This window comes from Streptomyces sp. NPDC001222, assembly GCF_042896945.1.
Classification (GTDB): Bacteria; Actinomycetota; Actinomycetes; order Streptomycetales; family Streptomycetaceae; genus Streptomyces; species Streptomyces gibsoniae.
In genome coordinates this window covers 1-25,857 of sequence record NZ_JBIAXT010000003.1, presented here as the reverse complement: position 1 = coordinate 25,857, position 25,857 = coordinate 1, and the positions used below count along the sequence as shown (strand labels likewise).

26 protein-coding genes and 1 pseudogene are annotated in these 25,857 nt (G+C 71.6%); 8 read left to right on the top strand and 19 right to left on the bottom strand.

The window, feature by feature from the left end; translation table 11 throughout:
• Positions 1-49 precede the first annotated feature (49 nt).
• Positions 50-661 (bottom strand): response regulator transcription factor, encoded by a 612-nt coding sequence (locus ACFY2Z_RS05885; protein ID WP_003948568.1) that lies wholly within the window; start codon positions 659-661, stop codon positions 50-52.
• 379 nt (positions 662-1,040) lie between these two features.
• Here ACFY2Z_RS05885 and ACFY2Z_RS05880 point away from each other — a divergent pair, with 379 nt between their 5' ends.
• On the top strand, positions 1,041-1,373 hold the full coding sequence (locus tag ACFY2Z_RS05880) for a WhiB family transcriptional regulator (protein WP_390742939.1): 333 nt from the start codon (positions 1,041-1,043) through the stop codon (positions 1,371-1,373).
• 112 nt (positions 1,374-1,485) lie between these two features.
• Here the strand turns inward: ACFY2Z_RS05880 and ACFY2Z_RS05875 are convergent, their stop codons facing one another.
• On the bottom strand, positions 1,486-2,382 hold the full coding sequence (locus ACFY2Z_RS05875; protein ID WP_390742938.1) for a LysR family transcriptional regulator: 897 nt from the start codon (positions 2,380-2,382) through the stop codon (positions 1,486-1,488).
• An 80-nt stretch (positions 2,383-2,462) separates the two neighbouring features.
• Between ACFY2Z_RS05875 and ACFY2Z_RS05870 the strand changes: the two genes are divergently transcribed.
• From ACFY2Z_RS05870 to ACFY2Z_RS05860, 3 genes are all read left to right on the top strand, one after another.
• Complete coding sequence (locus ACFY2Z_RS05870; protein WP_390742937.1) at positions 2,463-3,137, top strand: MOSC domain-containing protein; 675 nt, start codon at positions 2,463-2,465, stop codon at positions 3,135-3,137.
• Between the two features lie 89 nt (positions 3,138-3,226).
• Positions 3,227-4,000 (top strand): SDR family NAD(P)-dependent oxidoreductase, encoded by a 774-nt coding sequence (locus ACFY2Z_RS05865; RefSeq protein WP_390742936.1) that lies wholly within the window; start codon positions 3,227-3,229, stop codon positions 3,998-4,000.
• Positions 4,001-4,129: 129 nt separating this feature from the next.
• Positions 4,130-4,837, top strand: a complete 708-nt coding sequence (locus tag ACFY2Z_RS05860) for an ester cyclase (protein WP_390742935.1) — start codon at positions 4,130-4,132, stop codon at positions 4,835-4,837.
• Between the two features lie 114 nt (positions 4,838-4,951).
• On the opposite strand, the gene groL is transcribed toward ACFY2Z_RS05860, so the two are convergent.
• From groL to ACFY2Z_RS05845, 3 genes are all read right to left on the bottom strand, one after another.
• A complete protein-coding gene (gene groL / locus ACFY2Z_RS05855) occupies positions 4,952-6,583 on the bottom strand; it encodes a chaperonin GroEL (protein ID WP_390742934.1) in 1,632 nt (543 codons plus the stop codon).
• 147 nt (positions 6,584-6,730) lie between these two features.
• On the bottom strand, positions 6,731-7,039 hold the full coding sequence (gene groES, locus ACFY2Z_RS05850; RefSeq protein WP_234513400.1) for a co-chaperone GroES: 309 nt from the start codon (positions 7,037-7,039) through the stop codon (positions 6,731-6,733).
• A gap of 215 nt (positions 7,040-7,254) precedes the next feature.
• Positions 7,255-8,064 carry a polysaccharide deacetylase family protein gene (locus ACFY2Z_RS05845; protein WP_390742933.1) on the bottom strand — a complete coding sequence of 270 codons (810 nt, stop codon included), beginning with the start codon at positions 8,062-8,064 and terminating at the stop codon, positions 7,255-7,257.
• 200 nt (positions 8,065-8,264) lie between these two features.
• Here ACFY2Z_RS05845 and ACFY2Z_RS05840 point away from each other — a divergent pair, with 200 nt between their 5' ends.
• Positions 8,265-9,437: a methyltransferase domain-containing protein gene (locus ACFY2Z_RS05840; RefSeq protein ID WP_390742932.1), complete on the top strand. Its 1,173-nt coding sequence runs from the start codon at positions 8,265-8,267 to the stop codon at positions 9,435-9,437.
• 16 nt (positions 9,438-9,453) lie between these two features.
• Here the strand turns inward: ACFY2Z_RS05840 and ACFY2Z_RS05835 are convergent, their stop codons facing one another.
• The 6 genes from ACFY2Z_RS05835 to tsaB all read right to left on the bottom strand — a co-directional run bounded on the left by ACFY2Z_RS05835 (position 9,454) and on the right by tsaB (position 13,763).
• Positions 9,454-10,716, bottom strand: a complete 1,263-nt coding sequence (locus ACFY2Z_RS05835) for an RNA polymerase sigma factor (protein ID WP_390742931.1) — start codon at positions 10,714-10,716, stop codon at positions 9,454-9,456.
• A gap of 44 nt (positions 10,717-10,760) precedes the next feature.
• Positions 10,761-11,117, bottom strand: coding sequence for a YciI family protein (locus ACFY2Z_RS05830; protein ID WP_311691081.1), 357 nt, complete (start codon positions 11,115-11,117; stop codon positions 10,761-10,763).
• 121 nt (positions 11,118-11,238) lie between these two features.
• Positions 11,239-11,496, bottom strand: coding sequence for a hypothetical protein (locus ACFY2Z_RS05825; RefSeq protein WP_390742930.1), 258 nt, complete (start codon positions 11,494-11,496; stop codon positions 11,239-11,241).
• Entirely contained in the window at positions 11,493-12,590 is a 1,098-nt protein-coding gene (gene tsaD / locus ACFY2Z_RS05820) for a tRNA (adenosine(37)-N6)-threonylcarbamoyltransferase complex transferase subunit TsaD (RefSeq protein WP_390742929.1), read from the bottom strand. Before tsaD ends, ACFY2Z_RS05825 begins: the two co-directional genes overlap by 4 nt.
• Complete coding sequence (rimI, locus tag ACFY2Z_RS05815) at positions 12,583-13,113, bottom strand: ribosomal protein S18-alanine N-acetyltransferase (RefSeq protein WP_390742928.1); 531 nt, start codon at positions 13,111-13,113, stop codon at positions 12,583-12,585. Before rimI ends, tsaD begins: the two co-directional genes overlap by 8 nt.
• Positions 13,110-13,763: a tRNA (adenosine(37)-N6)-threonylcarbamoyltransferase complex dimerization subunit type 1 TsaB gene (gene tsaB, locus ACFY2Z_RS05810; protein WP_390742927.1), complete on the bottom strand. Its 654-nt coding sequence runs from the start codon at positions 13,761-13,763 to the stop codon at positions 13,110-13,112. The genes rimI and tsaB overlap by 4 nt, the downstream gene beginning before the upstream one ends.
• Positions 13,764-13,938: 175 nt before the next feature.
• On the opposite strand from tsaB, the gene ACFY2Z_RS05805 reads away from it, so the two are divergent.
• Positions 13,939-14,484, top strand: a complete 546-nt coding sequence (locus tag ACFY2Z_RS05805) for a hypothetical protein (protein WP_390742926.1) — start codon at positions 13,939-13,941, stop codon at positions 14,482-14,484.
• 51 nt (positions 14,485-14,535) lie between these two features.
• Here the strand turns inward: ACFY2Z_RS05805 and ACFY2Z_RS05800 are convergent, their stop codons facing one another.
• The 8 genes from ACFY2Z_RS05800 to glmS all read right to left on the bottom strand — a co-directional run bounded on the left by ACFY2Z_RS05800 (position 14,536) and on the right by glmS (position 23,446).
• Positions 14,536-14,733 (bottom strand): hypothetical protein, encoded by a 198-nt coding sequence (locus tag ACFY2Z_RS05800; RefSeq protein WP_390742925.1) that lies wholly within the window; start codon positions 14,731-14,733, stop codon positions 14,536-14,538.
• A gap of 371 nt (positions 14,734-15,104) precedes the next feature.
• On the bottom strand, positions 15,105-15,635 hold the full coding sequence (gene tsaE / locus ACFY2Z_RS05795; protein ID WP_390742924.1) for a tRNA (adenosine(37)-N6)-threonylcarbamoyltransferase complex ATPase subunit type 1 TsaE: 531 nt from the start codon (positions 15,633-15,635) through the stop codon (positions 15,105-15,107).
• Positions 15,604-16,833 (bottom strand): alpha/beta fold hydrolase, encoded by a 1,230-nt coding sequence (locus ACFY2Z_RS05790; RefSeq protein WP_390742923.1) that lies wholly within the window; start codon positions 16,831-16,833, stop codon positions 15,604-15,606. The genes tsaE and ACFY2Z_RS05790 overlap by 32 nt, the downstream gene beginning before the upstream one ends.
• 94 nt (positions 16,834-16,927) lie before the next feature.
• Positions 16,928-18,091, bottom strand: coding sequence for an alanine racemase (gene alr / locus ACFY2Z_RS05785; protein ID WP_390742922.1), 1,164 nt, complete (start codon positions 18,089-18,091; stop codon positions 16,928-16,930).
• Between the two features lie 108 nt (positions 18,092-18,199).
• Complete coding sequence (locus tag ACFY2Z_RS05780; RefSeq protein WP_390742921.1) at positions 18,200-19,633, bottom strand: NAD(P)H-hydrate dehydratase; 1,434 nt, start codon at positions 19,631-19,633, stop codon at positions 18,200-18,202.
• Between the two features lie 43 nt (positions 19,634-19,676).
• Positions 19,677-20,048, bottom strand: a complete 372-nt coding sequence (locus tag ACFY2Z_RS05775) for a holo-ACP synthase (protein ID WP_365166590.1) — start codon at positions 20,046-20,048, stop codon at positions 19,677-19,679.
• Between the two features lie 223 nt (positions 20,049-20,271).
• Positions 20,272-21,465: an acyltransferase family protein gene (locus ACFY2Z_RS05770; protein ID WP_390742920.1), complete on the bottom strand. Its 1,194-nt coding sequence runs from the start codon at positions 21,463-21,465 to the stop codon at positions 20,272-20,274.
• A gap of 133 nt (positions 21,466-21,598) precedes the next feature.
• Positions 21,599-23,446, bottom strand: a complete 1,848-nt coding sequence (gene glmS, locus ACFY2Z_RS05765; protein ID WP_390742919.1) for a glutamine--fructose-6-phosphate transaminase (isomerizing) — start codon at positions 23,444-23,446, stop codon at positions 21,599-21,601.
• 367 nt (positions 23,447-23,813) lie between these two features.
• Here glmS and coaA point away from each other — a divergent pair, with 367 nt between their 5' ends.
• Positions 23,814-24,782, top strand: coding sequence for a type I pantothenate kinase (gene coaA, locus ACFY2Z_RS05760; protein ID WP_390742918.1), 969 nt, complete (start codon positions 23,814-23,816; stop codon positions 24,780-24,782).
• 200 nt (positions 24,783-24,982) lie between these two features.
• Positions 24,983-25,857 (top strand): annotated as a pseudogene (locus ACFY2Z_RS05755) (transposase); the annotation flags it as partial.

Below are 25,857 nucleotides of genomic sequence, written 5' to 3'. Positions count from 1 at the left end.
CGCCCACCGTGCGGTAGGCGGGGATCTGCGTACCCCCGCGGTGGTCCACTTAGCGGACCAGACCCCATCGGAAGCCGAGCGCCACGGCGTGCGCGCGGTCCGAGGCACCGAGCTTCTTGAACAGGCGGCGGGCGTGCGTCTTGACCGTGTCCTCGGAGAGGAACAGCTCACGGCCGATCTCAGCGTTCGAGCGGCCGTGGCTCATGCCCTCCAGGACCTGGATCTCACGCGCGGTGAGCGTGGGCGCGGCGCCCATCTCGGCGGAGCGCAGCCGCCGCGGGGCGAGCCGCCAGGTCGGGTCGGCGAGCGCCTGCGTGACGGTCGCGCGCAGCTCCGCGCGCGAGGCGTCCTTGTGCAGATAGCCGCGCGCGCCGGCGGCGACCGCGAGCGCCACCCCGTCCAGGTCCTCCGCGACGGTGAGCATGATGATGCGCGCACCGGGGTCGGCGGACAGCAGTCGCCGCACGGTCTCGACGCCGCCCAGACCGGGCATGCGTACGTCCATCAGAATCAGGTCCGAACGGTCGGCACCCCAGCGGCGGAGGACTTCCTCGCCGTTGGCCGCCGTCGTCACGCGCTCGACACCGGGCACGGTCGCCACCGCGCGGCGGAGCGCCTCTCGGGCAAGCGGGGAGTCGTCGCAGACGAGGACGGATGTCATGACCGCCCTCCGCAGCTGATGCGCGTCACCTTGAGCCTCCAGGCTGTTACGAATCGTCACCTGAGCGGTCGACGCCCTCGGACGCCTGCCCGAGCGCTTGTTGTTTCAACCGCCTCCGCACTCTCAACGATGGTCACTCGAAAGAGTTACGGTGCAGCCAGTCGTCTTCGGCACTGTACGTGAGGGCACGGACACGGTGCATACATGCGCGGCGGGCCCTCGAACTTTCATCACAACCTATGCCCCATTTAGCCGCTTTTCTTCCCGTTTGCTGGTGTCTAGGGCTAGATTCGCAATGAGTCATATTTTCATATCCTTAGATCGTCGATGTACGGTCGGGGGCAGGTATCCGCACAAAACGGCAACAAGGGGACACGCAATGGCAGATTTCTCCCGCCTTCCCGGTCCGAACGCGGATCTGTGGGACTGGCAGCTCCATGCGGCCTGCCGTGGGGTCGACAGCTCGCTCTTCTTCCATCCCGAGGGGGAACGCGGGGCGGCCCGGAGCGCTCGTGAGAACTCGGCCAAAGAGGTCTGCATGAGGTGCCCCGTACGCGCCGAGTGCGCGGCTCATGCACTGGCGGTGCGCGAGCCGTACGGCGTATGGGGCGGACTGACCGAGGACGAGCGCGAAGAGCTCATGGGGCGAGCACGGAACCGGCTGGTGCCGGCCTCGACCTCCAGCGGGGGCTCCGCCACCTCGAACAACTGAAGGAACGTTTTTGCACGACGGGCGCGCACGAGCGTGCCCATTTTTGGGGTACGCCGGGTCCTCCCCGGGTGCCACCGGGCCGCATGACAGACGGCCCCCTTCGCGGATCGGGCTAGCGCACGGCCGCCCGCGCCAGTTCCTCCAGCGTCGCCGCCACCGCCGGGACGTGCGCCAGATCCGGCAGAGTCAGGGCGACGATCTCCCGCCGCACCACGGGTTCCAGCGCCACCGGGCGCACCCCCCTCGGCCGTACCGACTCGATCGCGAGCTGCGGCAGCACGGCCACCCCGAGCCCGGCGCCCACCAGCCCGACCACCGCCGGATAGTCGTCGGTCGCGAAGTCGATACGGGGCGCGAAACCGGCGCTCTCGCACACCTCCACAAGCTGTCCCCGGCAGCGCGGACAGCCCGCGATCCAGGGTTCCCCGGCCAGTTCGCCGATGGCGACCGACTGCGCGCGTGCCAGGCGGTGGCCCTCGGGGACGAGGGCGACCAGCCGGTCGTTGAGCAGCGGGCGTACGAACAGGTCGTCCCACTCCTCGGCGCCCGCCGCGCCTTCGTAGCGGAAGGCGAGCGCCACATCGCAGTCGCCCGCCCGCAGCTTCTCGACGGACTCCGGCGGTTCGGCCTCCTCCAGGGAGACCCGGGTGCCCGGGTGCGCGGCGCGCAGGGCGGCCAGCGCGGTGGGGACGAGCGTGGAGCTGCCGCTCGGGAAGGAGACCAGACGGACGCGGCCGGCCCGCAGCCCCGCGATGGCGGCGACCTCCTCCTCGGCGGCGGTCAGCCCGGCGAGGATGCCCGACGCGTGCCGCACCAGCGCCTCGCCGGCCTGGGTCAGGCGTATCGCGCGGCCGGTGCGGATGAGCAGGGGCGTGCCGACGGACGCCTCCAGTGCCTTCATCTGCTGGCTGACGGCGGGCTGGGTGCAGCCCAGCTCGCGCCCCGCCCCCGAGAAGGAACCGGTGGTGGCCACTGCGCGCAGCACACGGAGATGACGGGCCTCGATCACCCTGTGAGCATAAGCGCATCTTGGGTACAGCGGCACAAATCACGTCGACGCTTTGACCATCGCTCCCCTACCGTGCGGGCATGAATCTTGTTTCCGTGAATCTGGGCCGACCCCGGTCCGTCGACTACACCGACCAGGCCGAGGGGCTCACCGGCATCGACAAGCGGCCCGTGGACGGACCGGTGCGGGTGGCGGCGCCCGGACCCAAGGGGACCGGCGCGAGCGGGGTGGCCGGGGACGCGGTGTGCGATCTGCGGTTCCACGGCGGTGACGAACAGGCGGTGTACGCGTTCGCCCGCGAGGACCTCGACGCCTGGGAGCAAGAGCTGGGCCGCCGGCTGCCGAACGGCTCCTTCGGCGAGAACCTCACCACCGAGGGGCTCGACGTGTCCGGCGCCCGGATCGGCGAGCGCTGGCGCATCGGACCCGAGGCGGTGCTGGAGGTGACCTCGGGACGCATACCGTGCCGCACCTTCCAGGAGCATCTGGGCGAGCGCGGCTGGGTCAGGCGGTTCACGCGGCAGGGCGCCCCCGGCGCGTATCTGCGGGTGCTCGCACCGGGCGAGATACAGGCCGGTGACCCCGTGGAGATCGTGCACCGGCCCGGCCACGACATCACGGTCGCCCTCCAGTTCCGGGCGTCGACGACGGAACGGCATCTGCTGCCGGGTCTGTTGGCGGCGGGCGACGCGCTGCACTCGGGCATCGCGAGATCGGCACGGGAGTACGCGCGCGAGCACGCCTCCGGGAACTGACGCGAGATGTGCGGACGTTGGTGGTGGAGCGGGTGAAATCCCCGGTCCGGCGGGCGGACTGGGTCAGTCCGGGTCACTATCGTTGGCGCATGACAACGGCTCTGATTACGGGATCGACCGCGGGCATCGGCGCCGCGTTCGCACGGCGCCTCGCCGCCGACGGCCATGACCTCGTCCTCGTGGCACGCGACACCAAGCGGCTGCGCGAGCAGGCGACGGAACTGCACGACCGTCATGGCATCGAGGTGGAGGTGCTCACCGCGGACCTGGCCACCGACAAGGGCATCGAGGCGGTGGCCACGCGCGTGTCCGACCTCAGGAACCCGGTCGACCTGCTCGTCAACAACGCGGGCTTCGGGAACAAGGGCCGTTATCTCGATGTGCCGATGGCCGACGAGCTGCGGATGCTGAAGGTGCACTGCGAGGCCGTGCTGCGGCTGACCAGCGCGGCGGCCGAGGCCATGCGCAGCCGCGGGCGCGGCGGCATCGTGAACGTGGCCTCGGTCGCGGCGTTCGTCCCGCGCGGTACCTACGGCGCGTCCAAGGCGTGGGTGGTGCAGTTCACCCAGGGCGCGGCCCGGGACCTCGCCGGGTCGGGTGTACGGCTGATGGCGCTGGCCCCGGGCTTCGTACGCACGGAGTTCCACCAGCGGGCCGGGATGGGCACGGACAACATCCCGGGCTGGATGTGGCTGGACGCCGACAAGGTGGTCGCCTCGGCGCTCGCGGACCTGGCGCGGGGCAAGACGCTGTCGATCCCGGACCCGCGGTACAAGGCGCTGATGGGTCTGGCGAAGGTGACGCCGCGCGCGCTCCTCGGCGGAATCAGCTCCCGGACGGGACGCAAGTACGGGCCGCAGTGACGGGCGGGGGCTCGGTGCGGATGTGACGGGCGCAGGCTCCGTGCGGATGTGACGGGCGGAGGTGGCCTCGCCGCTCCGGTGCGAAAATGGCCTTGACCGGACCGGACGCAGCGCGCCGGAGGCGACGTCATGACCTTCGTACAGCTCATCGAGTGCAGGACGGACCGGTTCGAGGAGCTGAACCGGTTGATCGACACGTGGGTCGAGCAGACCCGGGGGAAACGGACGGCCACGCACGACCTGGTCGGCAGGGACCGGTCCGACGGGTCGCACTTCGTCGAACTCGTGGAGTTCCCCTCGTACGAGGAGGCGATGCGGAACTCGAACCTGCCCGAGACCGGCAGGATCTTCCAGGAGATGGTCGCCCTGTGCGACGAGATGCCCGTCTTCATGGATCTCGACGTGGTGCGCGACGAGCAGTTGTGGATCGACGCCGTGCGGCGCTTCTTCGGCACGCTCTCGACCGCGGACGAACTGCCGCCGCTCAACGACCTGATCACGGAGGACTGCCACAGTCACGACCCCGTCAACCGGCAGGACACCATCGGACTGGACGCGATCCGGCGCGAGTGCCGGATGTGGCGGGACGCCTTCGACTTCGCCTTCACCACCGAGGACCTGATCGCGCAGGGCGAGCGGGTCTGCGCACGGTGGACCTGGAACGCCACGCACAAGGGCGAGTTCCTCGGGATCACCCCCACCGGACGGCGGGTCACCATGACCGGGATGACCCTGTTCCGGTTCGGGGCCGACGCGAAGATCGCCGACATCTGGTGGCAGTACGACCAACTGGGGCTGATGGACCAGCTCGGCGCGCTCGACGCGCTGGAGGACTGAGGACTGAGGACTGCGGCCTCGCCCCCGGGCTGTCACCGGCGTTCGGAACGCGCCGAGGCCCGGCGCCCCGTTCTCAGGGGGGCCGGGCCTCGGTCGGCTCGGAAGGATCAGCCGTCAGTGGGCGTGGCCGTGACCGTGGCCGTGACCCGCGGCGGCCGGCTCCTCCTCTTCCTTCTTCTCGACGACCAGGGTCTCGGTCGTGAGCAGCAGGGAGGCGATGGAGGCGGCGTTCTCCAGAGCGGAGCGGGTGACCTTGACCGGGTCGATGACGCCGGCCTTGATCAGGTCGCCGTACTCACCGGTGGCGGCGTTGTAGCCCTGGCCCTTCTCCAGCTCGGCGACCTTGGAGGCGATGACGTAGCCCTCCAGGCCCGCGTTCTCGGCGATCCAGCGCAGCGGCTCGACGACCGCGCGGCGGACGATGGCCACACCGGTGGCCTCGTCGCCCTGCTTGCCGAGGCCGCCCTCGAGCGCCTTGGCGGCGTGCACCAGCGCGGAGCCACCACCGGAGACGATGCCCTCCTCGACCGCGGCGCGGGTCGCGGAGATGGCGTCCTCCAGACGGTGCTTCTTCTCCTTCAGCTCCACCTCGGTGGCGGCGCCGACCTTGATCACGCACACGCCGCCGGCCAGCTTCGCGAGGCGCTCCTGGAGCTTCTCGCGGTCCCAGTCGGAGTCCGTGGTCTCGATCTCGGCCTTGATCTGGGCGACGCGGGCCGCGACGTCCTCGGACTTGCCGCCGCCGTCGACGATGGTCGTGTCGTCCTTGGTGACCGTCACGCGGCGGGCGGAGCCCAGCACGTCCAGGCCGACCTGGTCGAGCTTGAGGCCGACCTCCTCGGAGACGACCGTGGCGCCGGTGAGGACCGCCATGTCCTGGAGCATCGCCTTGCGGCGGTCGCCGAAGCCGGGGGCCTTCACGGCGACGGCGTTGAAGGTGCCGCGGATCTTGTTCACGACGAGGGTGGACAGGGCCTCGCCCTCGACGTCCTCGGCGATGATCAGCAGCGGCTTGGAGGAGCCGGCCTGGATGATCTTCTCCAGCAGCGGCAGCAGGTCCGCGATGGCGGCGATCTTGCCCTGCGTGATGAGGATGTAGGGGTCGTCGAGGACGGCCTCCATGCGCTCCTGGTCCGTCACGAAGTACGGCGACAGGTAGCCCTTGTCGAAGGCCATGCCCTCGGTGAAGTCCAGCTCCAGACCGAAGGTGTTGGACTCCTCGACGGTGATGACACCGTCCTTGCCGACCTTGTCCATCGCCTCGGCGATGAGCTCGCCGACCTGCTGGTCCTGGGCGGACAGCGCGGCGACGGCGGCGATGTCGGACTTCTCGTCGATCGGACGCGCGGTGGCCAGCAGGTCCTCGGAGACCGCGGCGACGGCGGCGTCGATGCCCTTCTTCAGGGCGGCCGGGGAAGCACCCGCGGCGACGTTCTTCAGGCCCTCGCGCACCAGCGCCTGGGCGAGCACGGTGGCGGTGGTGGTGCCGTCACCCGCGATGTCGTTGGTCTTGGTCGCCACCTCCTTCACCAGCTGGGCACCGAGGTTCTCGTACGGGTCCTCGACCTCGACCTCACGGGCGATGGTGACACCGTCGTTGGTGATGGTCGGAGCGCCGAACTTCTTGTCGATGACGACGTTGCGGCCCTTGGGGCCGATCGTCACCTTGACCGTGTCGGCAAGCTTGTTGACGCCGCGCTCGAGGGCGCGACGGGCGTCCTCGTCGAACTTCAGGATCTTCGCCATGGAGCGTTTCAGTCCTCTCGTTGCGATCCCCGGCCGCTCCCGGGGAGCAGCCGCCATCGCGGTGAAAAACGAACAGCGCCCCCGACACCCGGCTGATCAACGGTCGCGGGGCCAGGGGCGCAGCTCAAAGCAGTCTGCTTCGGTGAATTACTTCTCGATGATCGCGAGCACGTCGCGAGCCGAGAGAACGAGGTACTCCTCGTTGTTGTACTTCACCTCGGTGCCGCCGTACTTGCTGTAGAGCACCACGTCGCCGACCTTGACGTCGAGCTCGACGCGCTTGCCGTCCTCGATGCGGCCCGGGCCCACGGCGAGGACGACGCCCTCCTGGGGCTTCTCCTTCGCGGTGTCCGGGATGACCAGGCCAGAGGCCGTGGTCTGCTCGGCGTCCAGCGGCTGGACCACGATGCGGTCCTCGAGCGGCTTGATGGCAACCTTGGAGCTGGTGGTCGTCACGATCCGACCTCCCCCTTCGGAGATCTCACGGGGTTAACTGTCTGAGGTGGCGACCAGGTGGATCCGTCGTCGCGGGTGCCGGACCTGCCCGTCGCGTCTTGGCACTCTCCAGTGGGGAGTGCCAGGGCCGAGACTATGACCGCGATTAGCACTCGGTCAAGCGGAGTGCCAATTGCCGGCGGCGCGGCGCGTGACCGGGGTGTCCGGGCCCCGGCCTAGAGGTAGTCCTCCAGGCGCCCCACCGTGAACCCCCTTGCCTGGATACGGCGCAGAAGCCGGGCCGTCTCGACGGTCAGCGAGGCGAGGGGGCGGCCCGCCTCATGGGCGAGGAGGACGTCCCCCGAGTGGGGAGTCACCCCCCGGCCACGGCGACCGGCCCCCAGGCCCGGAACGGGGCGCCACAGGATCAGGGCCTTGATGCCGCAGTCCGCCGCGGCCTCCAGCGTCGTGCGGTCGTATCTGCCCTGCGGCGGCCGCAGCAGCCGGGTCGGCACGCCCAGCCGCGCCTTGAGCCGGTCGCGCTGGCCGCAGATCTCCGCGCGCTGCTCGTCGTACGGGCGGCCGCGCAGCACGACGTCGTGCAGGGCCTGGTTCTGGATGACCGCGCCGGCGGCCCGCAGCCGCGAGACGCGCGCGTAACCCGGCCTCATGCTGCTGTCGGTGAGGAACACGCTGACCGGCAGTCGCAGTTCGCGGATCATGTCGATGAACCGGGGGTCGTTCGCGACGCCCTCGTCGTAGGTCAGGAAGACGACCTTGTCATGGGTGGGGACGCGGTCGAGCACCGGCGGCAGGCGCTCGTCCGCCCCGCCCGTGGGACGGACGGGCCGGGGCGCGGGCGCGAGCGGCGCGGGCAGGCCCCAGCGCCGGTAGGCCCGGCCGTGGTGGGTGTGCATGGGATGGACCCGCTGGGCCGCCTTCATGCCCAGCCGCTCGATCGGGTCGACGGACTGGGCACAGCCGGACAGCAGCGCGGCGGCGAGCACTCCGGCGAGCATCGCCCGCACCGGGCGCCACCCCCTCACAGGTGTCCCTCCGGGCGTGCCGCCACGCACCCCTCGCCCGTGGCCTTCTTCAGGAACCGTCTCATGTCACCGTTCGCACGCTTTTGTTCATTTTGTCGTACGAGCCGCATGGTGTCGGATCCTCGCAGCCGCCGCGGGCCACGGCGGTCCGACACCGCGGCCGGACGCACGCCATCCACCGACTGGCCGACAATGGCCCCGTGAACGACCTCTCCCTCGACTCCCTCCTCGGCCCCGAGGGCCGCGCCCTCCTCGACGAGGTGCGCGGCACCGCCCCGGCCGAGGAGCTGGCCGTCGCCACCCGGCTGCGCCGCGAGCACCCCGCCGAACTCGTCTCGGCGGCCCTCACCCAGGCGCGGCTGCGCGAGCGGGCGGCGGCGAAGTTCGGGGCCGAGGACGCGCAGCGGATGTTCTTCACCCCGAACGGCGTCGAGCAGTCGACCAGGACGACGGTCGCCGCCCATCGGGCGCAGCGGCTGCGGGCGATGGGCGTGACCTCCGTCGCCGACCTGTGCTGCGGCATCGGCGGCGACGCGATCGCGCTCGCCCGGGCCGGCGTCCGGGTGCTGGCCGTGGACCGCGACCCGCTGACCGCGGCGGTGGCGCGGGCGAACGCCGAGGCGCTCGGTCTGTCCGCGCTGATCGAGGTGCGCGAGGCCGATGTCACGCGGGTGGACGTCGCGTCGTACGACGCCGTCTTCGTGGATCCGGCCCGGCGCGGCGGGCGCGGCCGCATCTTCGACCCGGAGGCGTACTCACCCCCGCTGTCCTGGGCCGTGACCACGGCCCTGAAGGCGCCGCGCGCCGCGCTGAAGGTCGCGCCCGGCATCCCGCACGAGGCGGTGCCCGCGGAGGCCGAGGCCGAGTGGATCTCGGACGGCGGGGACGTGAAGGAGGCGGTGCTGTGGTTCGGCACCGAACCCGGTCTCGTCCGCGCCACCCTGCTGCCCGGCCCCCGTGAGCTGCGCGGCCGCGGCCTGCCCGATCCGGCGGTGCGCCCGCTCGGGCGCTACCTCTACGAGCCCGACGGCGCCGTGATCCGCGCCCATCTGGTGGCGGAGGCGGCCGAGGAACTGGACGGCGGTCTGATCGACGAGACGATCGCGTACGTGACCGCGGACGCGCGGCACGACTCCCCCTACGCCACCGCCTACGAGATCACCGACCACCTCCCCTTCAACGTGAAGAAGCTGAAGGCCCTGTTGCGGGAGCGGGAGGTCGGGGTGCTGACCGTGAAGAAGCGCGGCTCGGCGGTGGAGCCGGAGGAACTGCGCCGCAAGGTCCTGCCCAAGCCGCACGGCCCCCACGCGGTGACCGTGTTCCTGACCCGGGTGGCGGGAGCACCGACGATGCTGCTGGGGCACCCGGTCTGAGGGCGCTCACGGCTTGCTAGCCGCACTCCCGGGCGCGGGCCTGGAGGAGTTCCCGTTCGCGTTCGTTGCGGGCCAGGGCGGCGGCACGGACGAACTCCGCGCGGGCCTCGGCCGGGCGGCCCAGCCGGGCCAGCAGATCGCCGCGCACGCTCGGCAGCAAGTGGTAGTCCCGCAGGGCGGGTTCGGCGGTCAGCCGGTCGACGATCTCCAGGGCCGGTCCGGGACCCTCCGCGTGCGCCACGGCGACCGCGCGGTTCAGCTCCACGACGGGGGACGGGGACCGGGCGGCGAGCAGGCCGTAGAGGGTGGCGATGGCGGTCCAGTCCGTCTCCTCGTAGGTGTACGCGTGCGCATGGCACGCGGCGATCGCCGCCTGGAGGGCGTACGGGCCGGGCGCACCGGTGGCGGTCGCCTCGGCGCGGGCCAGGGCGTTGATACCGCGGGCGACGAGCATGCGGTTCCAGCGGCGGCGGTTCTGGTCCCTGAGGAGGACAGGGGCGCCGTCGGGCCCGGTGCGGGCGGGGGTGCGGGACGCCTGGAACTCCAGGAGCGAGGTCAGCGCGTGCACCTCCGGCTCCTTCGGCATGAGGGAAGAGAGGATCCGTGCCAGGCGCAGGGCGTCCTCGCACAGGGAGGGCCGCAGCCAGTCGTCGCCGGACGTGGCCGCGTAACCCTCGTTGAAGATCAGGTAGATGACGTCCAGCACGGAGCCGAGCCGGGCCGCGCGGTCGGGGCCGTACGGGACCTCGAAGGCGATGTTCCGGGTCGCCAGCGTGCGCTTGGCGCGGACGATGCGCTGGGCGATCGTCGGCTCCGGGACGAGGTACGCGCGGGCGATCTCGGCCGTCGTCAGACCGCCGAGCAGCCGCAGGGTGAGAGCGGTGCGGGCCTCGGCCGACAGCGCCGGATGGCAGGTGGTGAAGACCAGGCGGAGCAGATCGTCGTCGATGTCGTCGGGATCCGCGGGCTCCTCGGGCGCCGCGGTGGTCTCCAGGTCCCGGCCGATCTCCGCCAGCTTGCGGGCGTAGCGCTCCCGGCGGCGGACCAGATCGACGGCGCGGTGCCGGGCGGTGGCCATGAGCCAGGCGCCGGGGTTGTCGGGCACGCCGTCGCGGGGCCACTGCTCCAGGGCCGCTACCAGCGCGTCCTGGGCCAGTTCCTCGGCGATCCCGACGTCCCGGACGATACGGGCGACTCCCGCGACGACCCGGGGCGACTCCAGACGGAAGACGGTCTCGATGGCGTGGCCGGCGGGGGCGGCGGCGGGCTGCTGTTCCACAGCCCACCATGCAACACCCCTGCCGGGCGTACGCCAAGGAACGGTCAGCCCTCGGCGATCTCCCGCACCTCGCAGGTCACGGTCCAGTGCTCCTCGTGCACCTTCAGGAACCGGTTGGTCCACTCCAGCGCCTCGGCCATGTCCTTGCACTGCATGATCGCGTAGCCGCCGACGACCTCCTTGGACTCGGTGAACGGCCCGTCGGTGACGGACAGCTTCCCGCCCTCCCAGCGCACGGTGGCGCCCTGGGCGGAGGGGGTGAGCCCGGCGGTGTCGAGCATCACGCCGGCCTTGGTGACCTCCTCGATCAGCTCGCCCATCCGCTGCATCAGCTCGGGGCTGGGGCCCTCGGCGGGGGCGGTGGACTCGTCGATCCGTACGAGCGACAGATAGCGGGGCATGGTGACTCCTTCGATCCGGAAGCGGCGGGGTCTGTCCCCGCCTCTCGTCTGTGCGTCGATCGGGCGGCACCCGGATCGACACGGTCGCCGGAATTCGTCGAAGATTTTTTCTTGGGGCCGTTCAGCCGCCGTCGACCGACTCGAAACGCCAGCGGTGCACCGCGCGAGTCACCAGCTCGCCGTCCGGCTCGGGCAGTTCGGGGAGGGTGGCGGCAAGGTCCGCGTCCCACCAGGTGATGACGAGAACACGGTCCTGGGGAGCCCGGAGGGTCTCGCGCCGCAGCGGCGCGGGCGCCAGCTCCTGCGCCCGCACCCAGGCCAGCAGGTCCTCGCCCCGCCCGGCCACCGCCCGGGCCTCCCACATCAGCGCGACCGTCACGAGTACAGGTTCTCCTTGCTGATCTCGTGGACATGGTCATGGGCATGCGCCTGGCCGGGCACATGCGGGTCCGTGACCGGCAGCGACGAGTCCGCCGACAGATCCCAGTCCGAGGCGGCCCGTCCGCGGGCGACCATCTCCGCGCCGAGCGCCGCGACCATCGCGCCGTTGTCGGTGCACAGCTTGGGACGGGGCACCCGAAGCCGAATGCCGGCCGCCTCGCAGCGCTCCTGGGCCAGGGCGCGCAGACGGGAGTTGGCCGCCACGCCACCGCCGATCATCAGATGGTCGACGCCCTCGTCCTTGCAGGCCCGCACCGCCTTGCGGGTCAGCACATCCACCACCGCCTCCTGGAACGAGGCCGCCACATCCCGCACCGGGACCTCCTCGCCCGCCGCGCGCTTCGCCTCGATCCAGCGGGCCACGGCCGTCTTCAGGCCGGAGAAGGAGAAGTCGTACGCGGGGTCGCGCGGACCGGTCAGCCCGCGCGGGAACGTGATCGCCTCCGGGTCGCCCTCCCGGGCGTACCGGTCGATGACCGGGCCGCCGGGGAAGCCGAGGTTCAGCACTCGGGCGATCTTGTCGAAGGCCTCGCCCGCCGCGTCGTCGATGGTCGCGCCCATCGGCCGTACGTCCGAGGTGATGTCGGTGGAGAGCAGCAGCGAGGAGTGCCCGCCGCTCACCAGCAGCGCCATCGTCGGCTCGGGCAGCGCGCCGTGCTCCAGCTGGTCCACGCAGATGTGGGAGGCGAGGTGGTTCACGCCGTACAGCGGCTTGCCCAGGGCGTACGCGTACGCCTTCGCCGCCGAGACACCGACCAGCAGCGCACCGGCGAGCCCGGGCCCGGCGGTGACGGCGATGCCGTCCAGGTCCGTCGCGCTCACCCCCGCTTCCTTGAGCGCGCGGTCGATGGTCGGCACCATCGCCTCCAGATGTGCGCGGGAGGCGACCTCCGGGACCACGCCGCCGAAGCGCGCGTGCTCGTCGACGCTGGAGGCGATGGCGTCCGCGAGCAGGGTGGTGCCGCGGACGATGCCGACGCCGGTCTCGTCGCAGGAGGTCTCGATCCCCAGGACCAGGGGTTCGTCAGCCATTGTTGTCGGTTCCTCGTACTGAAGGGGGGCCCGCAGCGAAGCCGCTGTCGGGCGAGGTGGTCAGGCGCATCACCAGGGCGTCGACGTTTCCCGGCTGGTAGTAGCCGCGTCGGAACCCGATGGGCTCGAAGCCGTGGCGCTCGTAGAGCTTCTGCGCGCGCACGTTGTCGACCCGGCACTCGAGCATCACCTGGGCGCACTCGAACGCGGTGGCGGCCCGCAGCAGCTCGGTCAGCAGCCGTCCGCCGAGTCCCGTACCCCACAGGTCGTGGGCCACGGCGATGGTCTGGATGTCGGCCAGGTCGCCCTGGGCGGCCAGCCCCGCATAGCCGACGATGCGCTCGCCGTCGACCGCCACGATGTACCGCCGGGTCGCCTCCGCTCCCCTGGCGTGCGCGAGCTCGGACCAGAACATCCCCCGCGACCAGGCGTCCTCGGGGAAGAGCTCCTTCTCCAGCTCCAGGACGGGGTCGATGTCCCACCAGCGCATCTCGCGCAGCACGGGTGTCACGGGCCCGGTCACTTGGGGGTGACCACCTTGTAGTTCTTCGGCACCTGCGCGTCGGGGCGGCGCAGATACAGCGGGCGGGGCGCGACCAGTTCCTCACCCGCCGCCAGCCGCTCCGCGGCCAGGGACGCGAGCGCGGCCGCCGAGACATGCTCGGGCTCGTGGGCCTGCGGGAAGGCGTCCGGGTACAGCAGCGCGCCGGCGCCGACGGCGGGCAGGCCCGCGACCTGCTCCGCGATGTCCGCGGGGCGGTCCACGGAGGGGTCGGTCACCCGGGTCCGGGCGTTGTCGTACCGCGCCCAGTAGACCTCCTTGCGCCGTGCGTCGGTGGCCACGACGAAGGGCACCTCCAGGTCGGAGGCGTAGGCGAGACCGTCGAGGGTGCACACGCCGTACACGGGCACCCCGAGCGCGAGACCGAAGGTGTCGGCGGTCATGAGACCGACACGCAGCCCGGTGTAGGGGCCGGGACCCACGCCCACGACGACGCCGGTGACGGCGTCCAGCCGGGTGTCCGCCTCGGCGAGGACCCGGTCGACGGCGGGCAGCAGCAGTTCCCCGTGCCGTCGCGCGTCGACCTGGGTCGACGAGGCGACGACGGACGTGCCGTCGTGCAGGGCGACGGTGACGGCGGGGGTGGCGGTATCCAGAGCGAGCAAGAGCACGCAAACAGCGTACGGCGCCCGCGCCCGACGCACGGCCGGGCCGGTCCGGCACGCGCCTGCTGCTACCGTCAAGCGAAGAAGTACGACGGATCGATCAACGAACGGATACGTCGTACGAGTGGTAGTCCGGGCGACGCACTGCTTCCGCGTGCGGGGGTCGAGAGGTGGGCACAGGGTGGCTAGGAGCAGCTCGGGAATCGTGGCCGGGCTCACCGTGGCGGCCGTCGCCATGGTCGGTTTCCTCGCCTACCAGGCGTCGGCGCACGTACCCGACACGCTGGGGAAGCCGCAGGTGAAGAACTCGGCCCCGGCCAAGCCGCCCCGGGCCAAGCAGAACCCGGCGGCGCTGCCCGCAGGCTCCGGCACGGGCGAGCGGGTCGTGTACGCGCTCGACGACGACCGGGTGTGGCTGGTCGGCCAGGACAACAAGGTGCAGCGCACGTTCAAGGTCACGCCCGGGACGGTGGACCCGCTGCCGGGCACGTACAAGGTGACCTCCCGGACCGCCGCCGGAACCGGTTCGGACGGCACGACGGTCGAGCACATCGTGCGGTTCGCGGCGAACCAGGGCGTGGTGATCGGCTTCAGCGCGGCCGTGGACGGTACGACGGCCAAGCCCGACGCCTCGAGGAAGCTGGGCGGAATCCGCGAGTCCCGTGCGGACGGCACGGCGGTGTGGGAGTTCGCGACGACCGACGAGAAGGTCGTCGTCGTCCCGTAGGGACCTTCTTCGGCTACGCGCGGGCCGCACGCTCCGGCGCTCTCGCACGCTCTACGCGGCCCTGCGGGGCTCCTCGGTCACCCCGGTCCCGGGGGTCGCCGGGGTCGCCTTCGGTGCGGGGTCCGGGTCGCGCGGCGGGGTCGAGACGGCCCTCGCCGCGGCGCACGCCGCCAGCAGGTCCCGCATCGACACTCCGGCCGCCCCGGCCGCGACACGCCGCGGCGCCTCGTCGCGCTCTGAAGCCGGCATGGACGCCTCCTGGACTCGCCGGGGCGGGCGTGGTTAGGCAGCCCTAACCACGGACTGAAGTCCATGTGACCACGCCCGGCACCTGAGGCGCAACACCTTGCCGACGAGGTGTCGGCATGTTCGACCGAAAATACGAACGCGCGACCCGCGGCAACCGGGGGGCCTCTCAGGGCCTGGGGGAGCGGCCTCGGGCTTCGGCGACTGCGGCTTCAGGGCTCGATGGGGGCGGCCTCAGGGGGCTTCCGTCGGGGCAGCCTCAGGGCTTCGCGGGGGCGACCTCAGGGCTCCCGCGGGGGCGACCTCAGGGCTTCCGTCGGGGCAGCCTCAGGGCTTCCGCGGGGGCGGCCTCAGCGCTTCCGTCGGGGGCGGCCTCAGGCCGACAGCACGGCCAGGTCAACCGTCGCCCAGCGGTGTCCGATCCCCGTCAGGGTGACGTGGCGCACCTCGTCCGTCGTGTCCCCCACCGCCCGGTGGATGACCACATGCAGCCGGTCGTCCGTCAGCTCCTCGACCTTGCCCTCGCCCCACTCCACGACGACCACGGAGTCCGGCAGCGAGACATCGAGGTCGAGGTCCTCCATCTCGTCGAGCCCGCCGCCCAGCCGGTAGGCGTCCACATGGACCAGCGGCGGGCCGTCCACGAGGGACGGATGCACCCGGGCGATCACAAAGGTCGGCGAGGTGACCGCGCCGCGCACCCCGAGCCCCTCGCCGAGGCCGCGGGTCAGCGTGGTCTTGCCCGCGCCCAGCTCGCCGTTCAGCATCACGAGGTCGCCGGCGCGCAGCAGCTTGGCCAGACGGCGGCCCAGTTCCTGCATCTGTTCGGGGGAGGTTACGGTGAACTCGGCGGTGACGCCCGGCAGCGGGGACTCAGCCGGGCTGTGCGGTGCTGGTGCTTCCATAGCCCCCCACGGTAGCCCCTGCGGGGACCGCTCCCGAGCGTGTCAGGAGGTCGGCGAGGCGGTCGGTGACGACCTCGGGGTGCTCCAGCATCACCAGATGTCCGGCGTCCGGCACGAGCACGAGCTCGGCGTCGGGCAGCAGATCGGCGATCACCTCGCTGTGCTCGCTCGGTGTCACGAGGTCCTGGACCCCGGCCAGCACCAGCACCGGAAGGTCGGCGAAACGGGCCAGTGCCGTGGTCTTGTCGTGGTCGGTGAACGCCGGATAGAACTCGGCGACCACGTCGATCGGCGTCGCCTCGATCATCCGCTCGGCGAACCGGGCGACGGCCGGGTCGACGTCACGGGAGGCGAACGAGTACCGCTTGATGATCCCCGCGAACAGGTCGGCGGTGGCCCTGCGCCCCCTCTCCACCAGCTCGGCCTGCTGCCCCAGCGCCTTCAGCACCCCGGGAAGTATGCGACGTATCGCGTTGACGCCCGCGACGGGCAGTCCGAAGTTGACCTCGCCGAGGCGCCCGGACGAGGTGCCGACCAGGGCCACACCGACGACCCGGTCGCGGACCAGCTCGGGGAACTGGTCCGCGAGAGCCATCACCGTCATGCCGCCCATCGAGTGCCCGACGAGGACGACCGGCCCCTCGGGCACGGCCGCGTCCAGCACGGCCTTGAGGTCGCGCCCGAGCTGGTCGATGGAGACGGGTGTGCCGTCCGCCTGGGCGAGTCCGCGCCCGGAGCGGCCGTGGCTGCGCTGGTCCCAGTAGACGGTCCGGACGACGCCGCGCAGGGCGGCCCGCTGGAAGTGCCAGGAGTCCTGGCTGAGGCAGTAGCCGTGGCTGAAGACGACGGTGACCGGGGCCGGGGCCTTGCGGCCGAAGAGCCTCCGGCGGCGCGGTGCGGGGCCGCCCTCCGGCTCCACGTCGTCGACCTCGTAGTACAACTCGGTGCCGTCGTCCGCGTAGGCCTTGCCCGGAGTGCCGCGGAGCGTTCCGTAGGGGCCGGTCGAGTCGAGGGCGAGCCGGGCCTTGCGGCGCATGCCGCGGCCGACCGTCATCCGTTCGAGGGCGACACCGGCCGCGGCGCCCGCGGCGACCACGCCTATCGCGGCGCCGGCGATGCCGGCGAGGCGCCAGTTCCCGGTCGTGGTGGCGGTGGCGCCCGCGACGGCCTCCACGGCCTCCACGCTCGTCTCGCTCACGTCCCCCTCCTCCTCGCCGGATGCTCCGCCCGTCCTGCTCTGCGGTGGCTCCGCTCGTCCTGCCCTACGTCTGTCCCGGGATCACCCGTGTGGGTTACCCGTCCTGTTCTGTCTTCACATTTACGTAGACGCGGGGCACGCGGGTTCCGATCCGGGTCACGATTTCGTAAGCGATGGTCCCGGCCGCCTGCGCCCAGTCCTCGGCGGTGGGCTCGCCGTGATCGCCGGGACCGAACAGAACGGCCTCCGTACCGGGCGGGGGCTCGTCGCCGCCCAGGTCCACCACGAACTGGTCCATGGCGATCCGGCCCGCGGCCGTACGGAGCTTGCCGTCGACCAGGACCGGGCCGGCGCCGGAGGCATGGCGCGGAATGCCGTCCGCGTAGCCGACCGGGACCAGGCCCAGGGTGGTGGTGCCGGGGGTGGTGTAGAGATGGCCGTAGCTGACGCCGTGGCCACCGGGGACCTGCTTCACCAGGGCGAGCGAGGCCTTCAGGCTCATCACGGGGCGCAGTCCGAGGTCGGTGGGAGTGCCGAGTTCGGGGCTGGGCGAGAGGCCGTAGACCGCGATACCCGTGCGGACGAGGTCGAAGTGCGCCTCGGGCAGGGTCAGCGTGGCGGGCGAGTTGGCGATGTGGCGCACCTCCGGGCGCACGCCCTGCTCCTCGGCGTACGCCACCATCTCCCGGAAACGGTCCAGTTGTTCCTGGATGGAGGGGTGGCCGGGCTCGTCGGCGCAGGCGAAGTGCGACCACAGGCCCACGACGGTGAGCAGGCCGTCCGCCTCGGCGCGCAGGGCCTCGGCGACGAGTTCGGGCCAGTCCGCGGGCTGGCAGCCGTTGCGCCCGAGGCCGGTGTCGGCCTTGAGGTGGACCCGGGCCGGCACGCCCGCGGCGGCCGCGGCCTCGCGCAGCTCCCCCAGCGCCCACAGACCGCTCACCGAGACGTCGACATCGGCCTCGATCGCCCGGCGCCAAGGGCCGCCGGGGGTCCAGAGCCAGCACAGAACGCGCCCGGGCAGACCGGCCTCACGCAGGGCGAAGGCCTCCTCGGGGGTGGCCGTGCCGAGCCACTGGGCACCGGCCTCCAGGGCCGCACGGGCGCATGGGACGGCCCCGTGGCCGTACGCGTCCGACTTCACGACGGCCATCAGGGCCGCGCCGGGCGCGAGGGCACGCAGGGCACGCACGTTCGCCCGCAGGGACGCAAGATCGATCTCGGCGCGGGCACGCAGGGGTGCTGTCTCAGAACTCGTCATCGCGCCACCAGTGTCTCAGAGGCCTCCGACAGCGCTCCGGCACCGGTACGGTCTCGCGCGGCGGCAGGACGAACGGCCCTGTGGCGGGCGCCGGGAGGGCGGCCCGTCTCAGCTCCGTACGTCCCGCCACGCCTCCGGGATCGCGTTCGCCACGTCATGGGCGCCGACAGGGGCGCCGTCCGCCGCGTAGCGGCCCGCGAGACCGTGCAGATAGGCCGCCACGCTGCCCGCGTCCCGCGTCGTGAGACCGGCCGCGAGCAGCGAGCCGGACAGCCCGGACAGCACGTCCCCGCTGCCCGCGGTCGCGAGCCACGGGGTGCCTGTGGCGTTCACCCGCACCGGCCCGCCCTCGGGGTTCGCCACCAGCGTGGTGGAGCCCTTGAGCAGGACGGTCGCCCGGTACCGGGCCGCCAGCTCCCGCACCGCCGTGAGCCGGGCGCCCTCCACCTCCTCGCGCGACACGCCGAGCAGCGCGGCCGCCTCACCGGCGTGCGGGGTCATCAGCGTCGGTGCGCTGCGGCCGCGTACGGCGTCCCGGTCGGCCAGCCGCAGCCCGTCCGCGTCGACGAGCACCGGCACGTCCGCCTCCAGGACCTCCGCCACCGTGGCCGCGTCGTCCCCAGCGCCCGGGCCGACCACCCACGCCTGCACCCGCCCGGCCTTCGCGGGCCCCCGGTCGGACACCAGCGTCTCCGGGAAACGGGAGATCACCGCGCTCCCGGCGGGCCCCACGTACCGCACGGCCCCGGCCCCGCCGCGCAGCGCGCCCGCCACGGCGAGCACGGCCGCGCCGGGATAGCGCGCGGATCCGGCGGCGATGCCGACCACTCCGCGCCGGTACTTGTCGCTCTCCGCCTGCGGCAGCGGCAGCAGCGCCGCCACGTCCGCGTGCTGCAACGCCTCGAGTTCCGCCTCCTGCGGCAGGTCGAGCCCGATGTCGACGAGGCGTACGGAACCGGCGTACTCCCGCGCCGGGTCGATCAGCAGGGCCGGCTTGTGGGTACCGAAGGTCACCGTGAGGTCCGCGCGGACGGCCTCGCCCCGCACCTCCCCGCCGTCCGCCTCTACACCGCTCGGCAGATCGACGGCGACGACGGCCGCGCGTGAGCGTTCGGCGAGCGTGGCGAGCGCGGCGGCGTCCGGGCGCAGTCCTCCCTTGCCGCCGATGCCGACGATGCCGTCGACGACGAGATCGGCCCGCCGGATCAGTTCCTCGGCGGACTGCGAAGGCTCGGTGACCGAGCCGCCCGCCCTTCGCAGGGCGGCGAGCCCACCCTGATGGGCGCGTTCGGGCGACAGCAGTACGGCAGTGACCCCCGCCCCTCGCCGGGCGAGCCGCGCTCCGGCGTACAGGGCGTCACCGCCGTTGTCCCCGCTGCCGACCAGCAGCACCACCCGGCTGCCGTACACCCGGCCGAGCAGGTCCGCACAGGCCGCGGCCAGCCCGGCGGCGGCGCGCTGCATCAGCGCCCCCTCCGGAAGCCGTGCCATGAGGGAACGCTCGGCAGCCCTCACCGTCTCCACGCTGTACGCAGTACGCATACCGTCGAGTCTCCCCCACCGCCGTCACACCATGTCGGAGGCTCTACCCCTCGGCCACGACCACCGCCGAGGCCACACCGGCGTCGTGACTGAGCGACACGTGCCAGGTCTGAACGCCGAGTTCCGCCGCGCGGGCCGCGACCGTGCCCTTCACCCGCAGCCGGGGCTGCCCGCTGTCCTCGACATAGACCTCGGCATCGGTCCAGTGCAGCCCGGCCGGCGCGCCCAGGGCCTTGGCGACCGCCTCCTTCGCGGCGAACCGCGCGGCCAGCGAGGCGATACCGCGCCGCTCACCGTTCGGAAGCAGCAACTCCTGGGGCAGGAAGACACGTCGGGCCAGCCCGGGGGTACGCTCCAGCGACGCCCGGAACCGGTCGATCTCGGCAACGTCGATCCCCACTCCGATGATGCTCATCCAGGCACTTTACGACCCGTCCGCCGACCACGGGCCCGGCTCCCCGGCGACCGGGATCGGCCTCATCGGCCTCGTGCGTCGCGGTGACGGCCCGGTCGAGCGGCACCCCGCGGCGAATCCCGCGGCCCACTGCTCCGGGGAGTCCTTCACCCCTGCGGCCGGCGGCTCGGGACCGGTGTCCCACACCCCGGTCCACAGCCCACCTGAGAGTTTCCTCGAAGCCTCAAGCAGCGGCGTTCGCCTCATGTCCGGCCGTCGGCCGGGCCGAGGGGCCCCACTTCGACCACCACCGCTGGCACGGCTCCTCGACCCACCGCCACAGCAGCCAGGCCACCGTCTGGGAGACCAGGAACAAGCCCAGAAGGAGGACCACGGCCACGTTGCTGTCGTGCGCGGGGGACCAGTAGAGGCGGATGACTTGGTTGACGCTCTGGTGGACCAGATAGAAGGCATAGGAACTGGCACCGAGGACGATCAGGTGACGGCTGGTCAGCAACCGGGAACGGCCCGCGGCCTCGTTCTGCACACACGCGGCGATCAGCAGCGCGGAGAGGGTGGCGATGACGGGGCGGACGGTGCATGCCATCTGGTGGACGGCCAACGGGCCGCCCCAGTCGGAGGCGCGGGTGAAGACAACCGTGTACACGGCCAGCAGCAGGAGGGCCGCGGCGGGGCGCAGCGGGACTCGGTGGCCACGCCGGAGGGCGAAGGCGAAGGTGACGCCGACGAGGAACTGCGGAAGGTAGATCACCGGGTGCCGCATCACCCACTCGGCGTCGTGCCGGTTCAGGTAGTGGTCGGCCGCCACGTTCACCACCCACATCAAGGCGAGTCCGGCGAGCGTCCACAGCGCCAGTGTCCTGGTCCGCGTCCGGCGCAGGCGGCCGATCAGCAGGGGGAAGAGGGCGTAGAAGAGGAGTTCGACGCTGAGGGTCCAGGTGACCGGGTTGCCCGGCAGGTTGGGCACCGCGCCCGGCAGCCACGTCTGGACCAGCAGCAGCGAGGAGATGAGGCTCGGCACGTCGGTGCGTTCGCTGCCCAGGCCGTAGAAGACGGCCAGCGCGAGGCCTGCGGCGGCCAGGTGGGCGGGATAGATCCGGCCGACACGGCGCCAGTAGAACACCCGCTTCGGCGTGCCCGGCCGATGGCTCCAGGTGAGCAGAAAACCGGAGAGCACGAAGAAGAACGTCACTCCGTGCACACCGATCGTGGAGTACGGGAACAGGAAGGGCACGTGCCACACCCCGCCGCCGGGGCTCACGCCGTTGAAGTGGTGAACGAAAACTGCAAACGCTGCAAAGAATCGCAGACTGGTCAAAGACGTCAGGCGACCGGGAAGCGGTCCACGTTGTGCGACCGGACCAGGCCGGGCGGCTGTCGCAGCTGGGGTGTCCGCCAATGCGGGCGTTGTCGTCATACAGTCCACCAATGCACGGGTCCGCGGGCCGCAACACCATAGCGATCAGGTCCGTGGTGCGCGCAAGGGGTTGCGCGTGACCTTTATCGCATGTGCGAACGCACGCTCCCCGCCGGTGGGAACGCCCGCCCCCCTACTCCACCGTGACGGACTTCGCCAGATTCCGAGGCTGATCCACCTCGTTCCCCCGCGCTGTCGCCAGCTCGCAGGCGAACACCTGCAACGGGACCGTCGCGACCAGCGGTTGAAGCAGCGTCGGGGTCGCCGGGATGCTGATCAGATGGTCGGCGTACGGCACCACCGCCTCGTCGCCCTCCTCCGCGATCACGATCGTGCGCGCGCCCCTCGCCCGGATCTCCTGGATGTTCGACACGATCTTGTCGTGCAGGACCGAGCGGCCACGCGGTGACGGCGCCACGACCACCACCGGCATGTCCGCCTCGATCAGCGCGATCGGCCCGTGCTTCAGCTCGCCCGCCGCGAAGCCCTCGGCGTGCATGTACGCCAGTTCCTTCAGCTTGAGGGCGCCTTCGAGAGCCACCGGGTAGCCCACGTGCCGGCCCAGGAACAGCACGGTGTTCTTCCCGCTGAGCGAGCGCGCCAGCTCCCGTACCGGCTCCATGGTCCTGAGGACCCGCTCGACCTCCTGGGAGATCTTCGACAGATCGCGGATCACGGCCCGGATCTCGTCGCCCCACTTGGTGCCGCGCACCTGGCCCAGATACAGGGCCACCAGATAGCAGGCGACGAGCTGTGTCAGGAACGCCTTGGTGGAGGCCACCGCGACTTCCGGCCCCGCGTGCGTGTAGAGCACCGCGTCAGACTCGCGCGGGATCGTCGAGCCGTTGGTGTTGCAGATCGCCAGCACCTTGGAGCCCTGCTCACGGGCGTGCCGGAGCGCCATCAGGGTGTCCATGGTCTCGCCGGACTGCGAGATGGCGACGACCAGCGTGCGCGGGTCGAGGATGGGGTCCCGGTAGCGGAACTCGCTGGCCAGCTCCACCTCGCACGGGATGCGGGTCCAGTGCTCGATGGCGTACTTGGCGATCAGCCCGGCGTGGAAGGCGGTACCGCAGGCCACGATCACGACCTTGTCGATCTCGCGCAGCTCGGCGGTAGAGATCCGCACCTCGTCCAGCGTCAGCGAGCCGGCCGCGTCGATCCGGCCGAGCAGGGTGTCGGCGACCGCCTTGGGCTGCTCGGCGATCTCCTTGAGCATGAAGTAGTCGTAGCCGCCCTTCTCGGCGGCCGAGACGTCCCAGTCGACGTGGTACGAACGGACGTCGGCCGGACGGCCGTCGAAACCGGTGACCGTCACCGCGTCCCGGCGCAGCTCCACCACCTGGTCCTGGCCCAGCTCGATCGCGGAGCGGGTGTGGGCGATGAAGGCGGCGACGTCCGAGGCGAGAAAGGCCTCACCCTCGCCGACGCCCACCACGAGCGGGGAGTTGCGCCGTGCGCCCACGACCACGTCCGGATCGTCGGCGTGCACCGCGACCAGCGTGAACGCCCCCTCCAGCCGCCGGCACACCAGCCGCATCGCCTCCGCGAGATCCGCGGTGGCGGAGAACTCCTCGGCGAGCAGATGCGCGACGACCTCGGTGTCCGTCTCGGAGCAGAGGGCATGGCCCCGCTCCGCCAGCTCGGCCCGCAGCGTCGCGAAGTTCTCGATGATGCCGTTGTGGACGACGGCGACACGTCCGGCGTTGTCGAGGTGGGGATGCGCGTTGGCATCGGTGGGACCGCCGTGGGTGGCCCAGCGGGTGTGGCCGATACCCGTACTGCCGCTCGGCAGCGGCTGTTCGACCAGCGCCTTCTCCAGGTTCACCAGTTTCCCGGCCCGCTTGGCGGCGGCCAGACCGCCGTCCGCGAGCACAGCGACGCCCGCCGAGTCGTAACCCCGGTACTCCAGCCGCTTCAGTCCCGCCACGACGACATCGAGCGCCGACTGCGGCCCCACGTATCCCACGATTCCGCACATGTGCCGCAGCCTACGGTCCGAGCGGCGCCCCGACCTCCCGAATCCTGCCCGAAATCGGAAATACCCACTGGCGTACGAACGCCACATCAGCCCGCACCCGCACCAACCGGAACCTGAGCCAGGACCACCGATCCACCGCTGCTCCGAAGAGAAGGCCGGAATCCGGCCAACCATGCCGAACAGCCTGAGGCCCACCTGACTGCCCTTCATGATCAGAACACAGTCCTCATGGTCTTCTGCGCTCCATGCCCTCCCGCTCCGCCTCACCGAGCCCCGTCGGCCGGTCATGGACACGACGTGACAGAGGCCACGCGGCGACTCGTTCAAACTCCGTTAACAATGGACTGTGATCTCTCCGGTCTCCTCGATGCCCCGGAGCGCCCACCGGCCCAGGCCGGAGGCGACTCCCTACGTCGACCTCACCCGCGCCGAGTGGAGCGCGCTGCGCGACAAGACGCCGCTCCCCCTGACCGCCGAGGAGGTGGAGAAGCTCCGCGGCCTCGGCGATGTGATCGACCTCGACGAGGTGCGGGACATCTACCTCCCGCTGTCCCGGCTCCTCAATCTCTACGTCGGCGCCACGGACGGTCTGCGCGGCGCCCTGAACACCTTCCTCGGCGAGCAGGGCTCCCAGTCCGGCACGCCGTTCGTGATAGGCGTGGCGGGCTCCGTGGCCGTCGGCAAGTCGACCGTGGCCCGCCTGCTCCAGGCCCTGCTGTCCCGCTGGCCCGAGCACCCCCGGGTGGAGCTGGTGACCACCGACGGCTTCCTGCTGCCCACCAAAGAGCTGCAAGCCCGCGGACTGATGTCCCGCAAGGGCTTCCCCGAGTCGTACGACCGCCGCGCGCTCACCCGGTTCGTCGCCGACATCAAGGCCGGCAAGGACGAGGTGACGGCCCCGGTCTACTCGCATCTGATCTACGACATCGTGCCCGGCCAGAGGCTCACCGTCCGTCGGCCGGACATCCTCATCGTCGAGGGCCTCAATGTGCTCCAGCCCGCCCTCCCCGGCAAGGACGGCCGCACCCGCGTCGGCCTCGCGGACTACTTCGACTTCAGCGTGTACGTCGACGCCCGGCCCGAGGACATCGAAAGCTGGTACCTCAACCGGTTCAAGAAGCTCCGTCAGACGGCCTTCCAGAACCCGTCGTCGTACTTCCGCAGGTACACCCAGGTCTCCGAGGAGGAGGCCCTCGACTACGCCCGGACGACCTGGCGGACCATCAACAAGCCCAATCTGCTGGAGAACGTCGCCCCGACCCGCGGACGCGCCACGCTGGTGGTGCGCAAGGGACCTGACCACAAGGTGCGGCGGCTGAGCCTGCGCAAGCTGTGAACCCGAGTGCGCCAGGCCGTCAGAGGACGGCGGGCGCACGGAGGAAGACGGCCGGCACACGAACGCCGCCCGGCCCGGAGACGGCTCCGGACCGGGCGGCGTTCACGTGCCAGTGGGCGGCCGACCCTAGAAGACTCATGAAGATCTTGGGGTTCTGGCCCCGCCGCGTGAGCGGCGGGGCCAGACTCGTTTTCGTGGTGATGGGGGAATGGGCCGGGGAGACGGTCGGGCCGGATGTGTGGAAGACCTGCCGGGAGTTGATCCCGGCAGGCAGTGTGTTCGCGTTTCTGGCCGAGCACCGCGGTGCGCTGTTCCCGGCGGAGATGTTCGCGGACATGTACCCGTCGGCGAACGGGCGGCCGAGCATGCCGCCGCAGATCCTGGCCGCCGCGATCACGTTGCAGGCGCTGCACGGGCTGTCGGACTTCGAGACGGTGCAGGAACTGCGGTGCGATCTGCGGTGGAAGGCCGCGTGTGGTCTGGGCTTGCACGATATGGCGTTCGATCCGTCGCTGCTGGCCTACTTCCGGCGCCGACTGGCCCGCTCCACCCGGCCCAACCGCGTCTTCGAGGCAGTGCGGGAGGTGGTGAAGGCCACCGGTGTCCTCAAGGGCAAGCACCGGCGGGCGCTGGATTCCACCGTGCTGGACGACGCGGTCGCCACGCAGGACACCGTCACCCAGATCATCGCCGCCGTCCGCGCGGTCATCCGCGAGGTCCCCGGCGCCGACGCGGTCGCCGCTGCGCAGTGCAGCGCGCATGACTACACCGACCCGGGCAAGCCCCGCATCGCTTGGAACGACGAGCAGGCCCGTGCCGAGCTGGTCGACGCACTGGTCACGGATGCGCTGCGGCTGCTGGGCCACCTGCCCGAGCAGCAGATGGGCGAGAAGGCCGCGAACGCGGTGGGCATCCTGGCCCTGGTCGCCGGCCAGGACGTGGAGCCGGCCGAGGACTCCGACGGCCGCGACGGCCGCTGACGCATCACCCAGGGCACCGCCCCAGGCCGGATGGTCTCCACCATCGATCCCGAAGCCCGGCACGTGCACAAGACCCGCAGCCACCAGCAGGACGG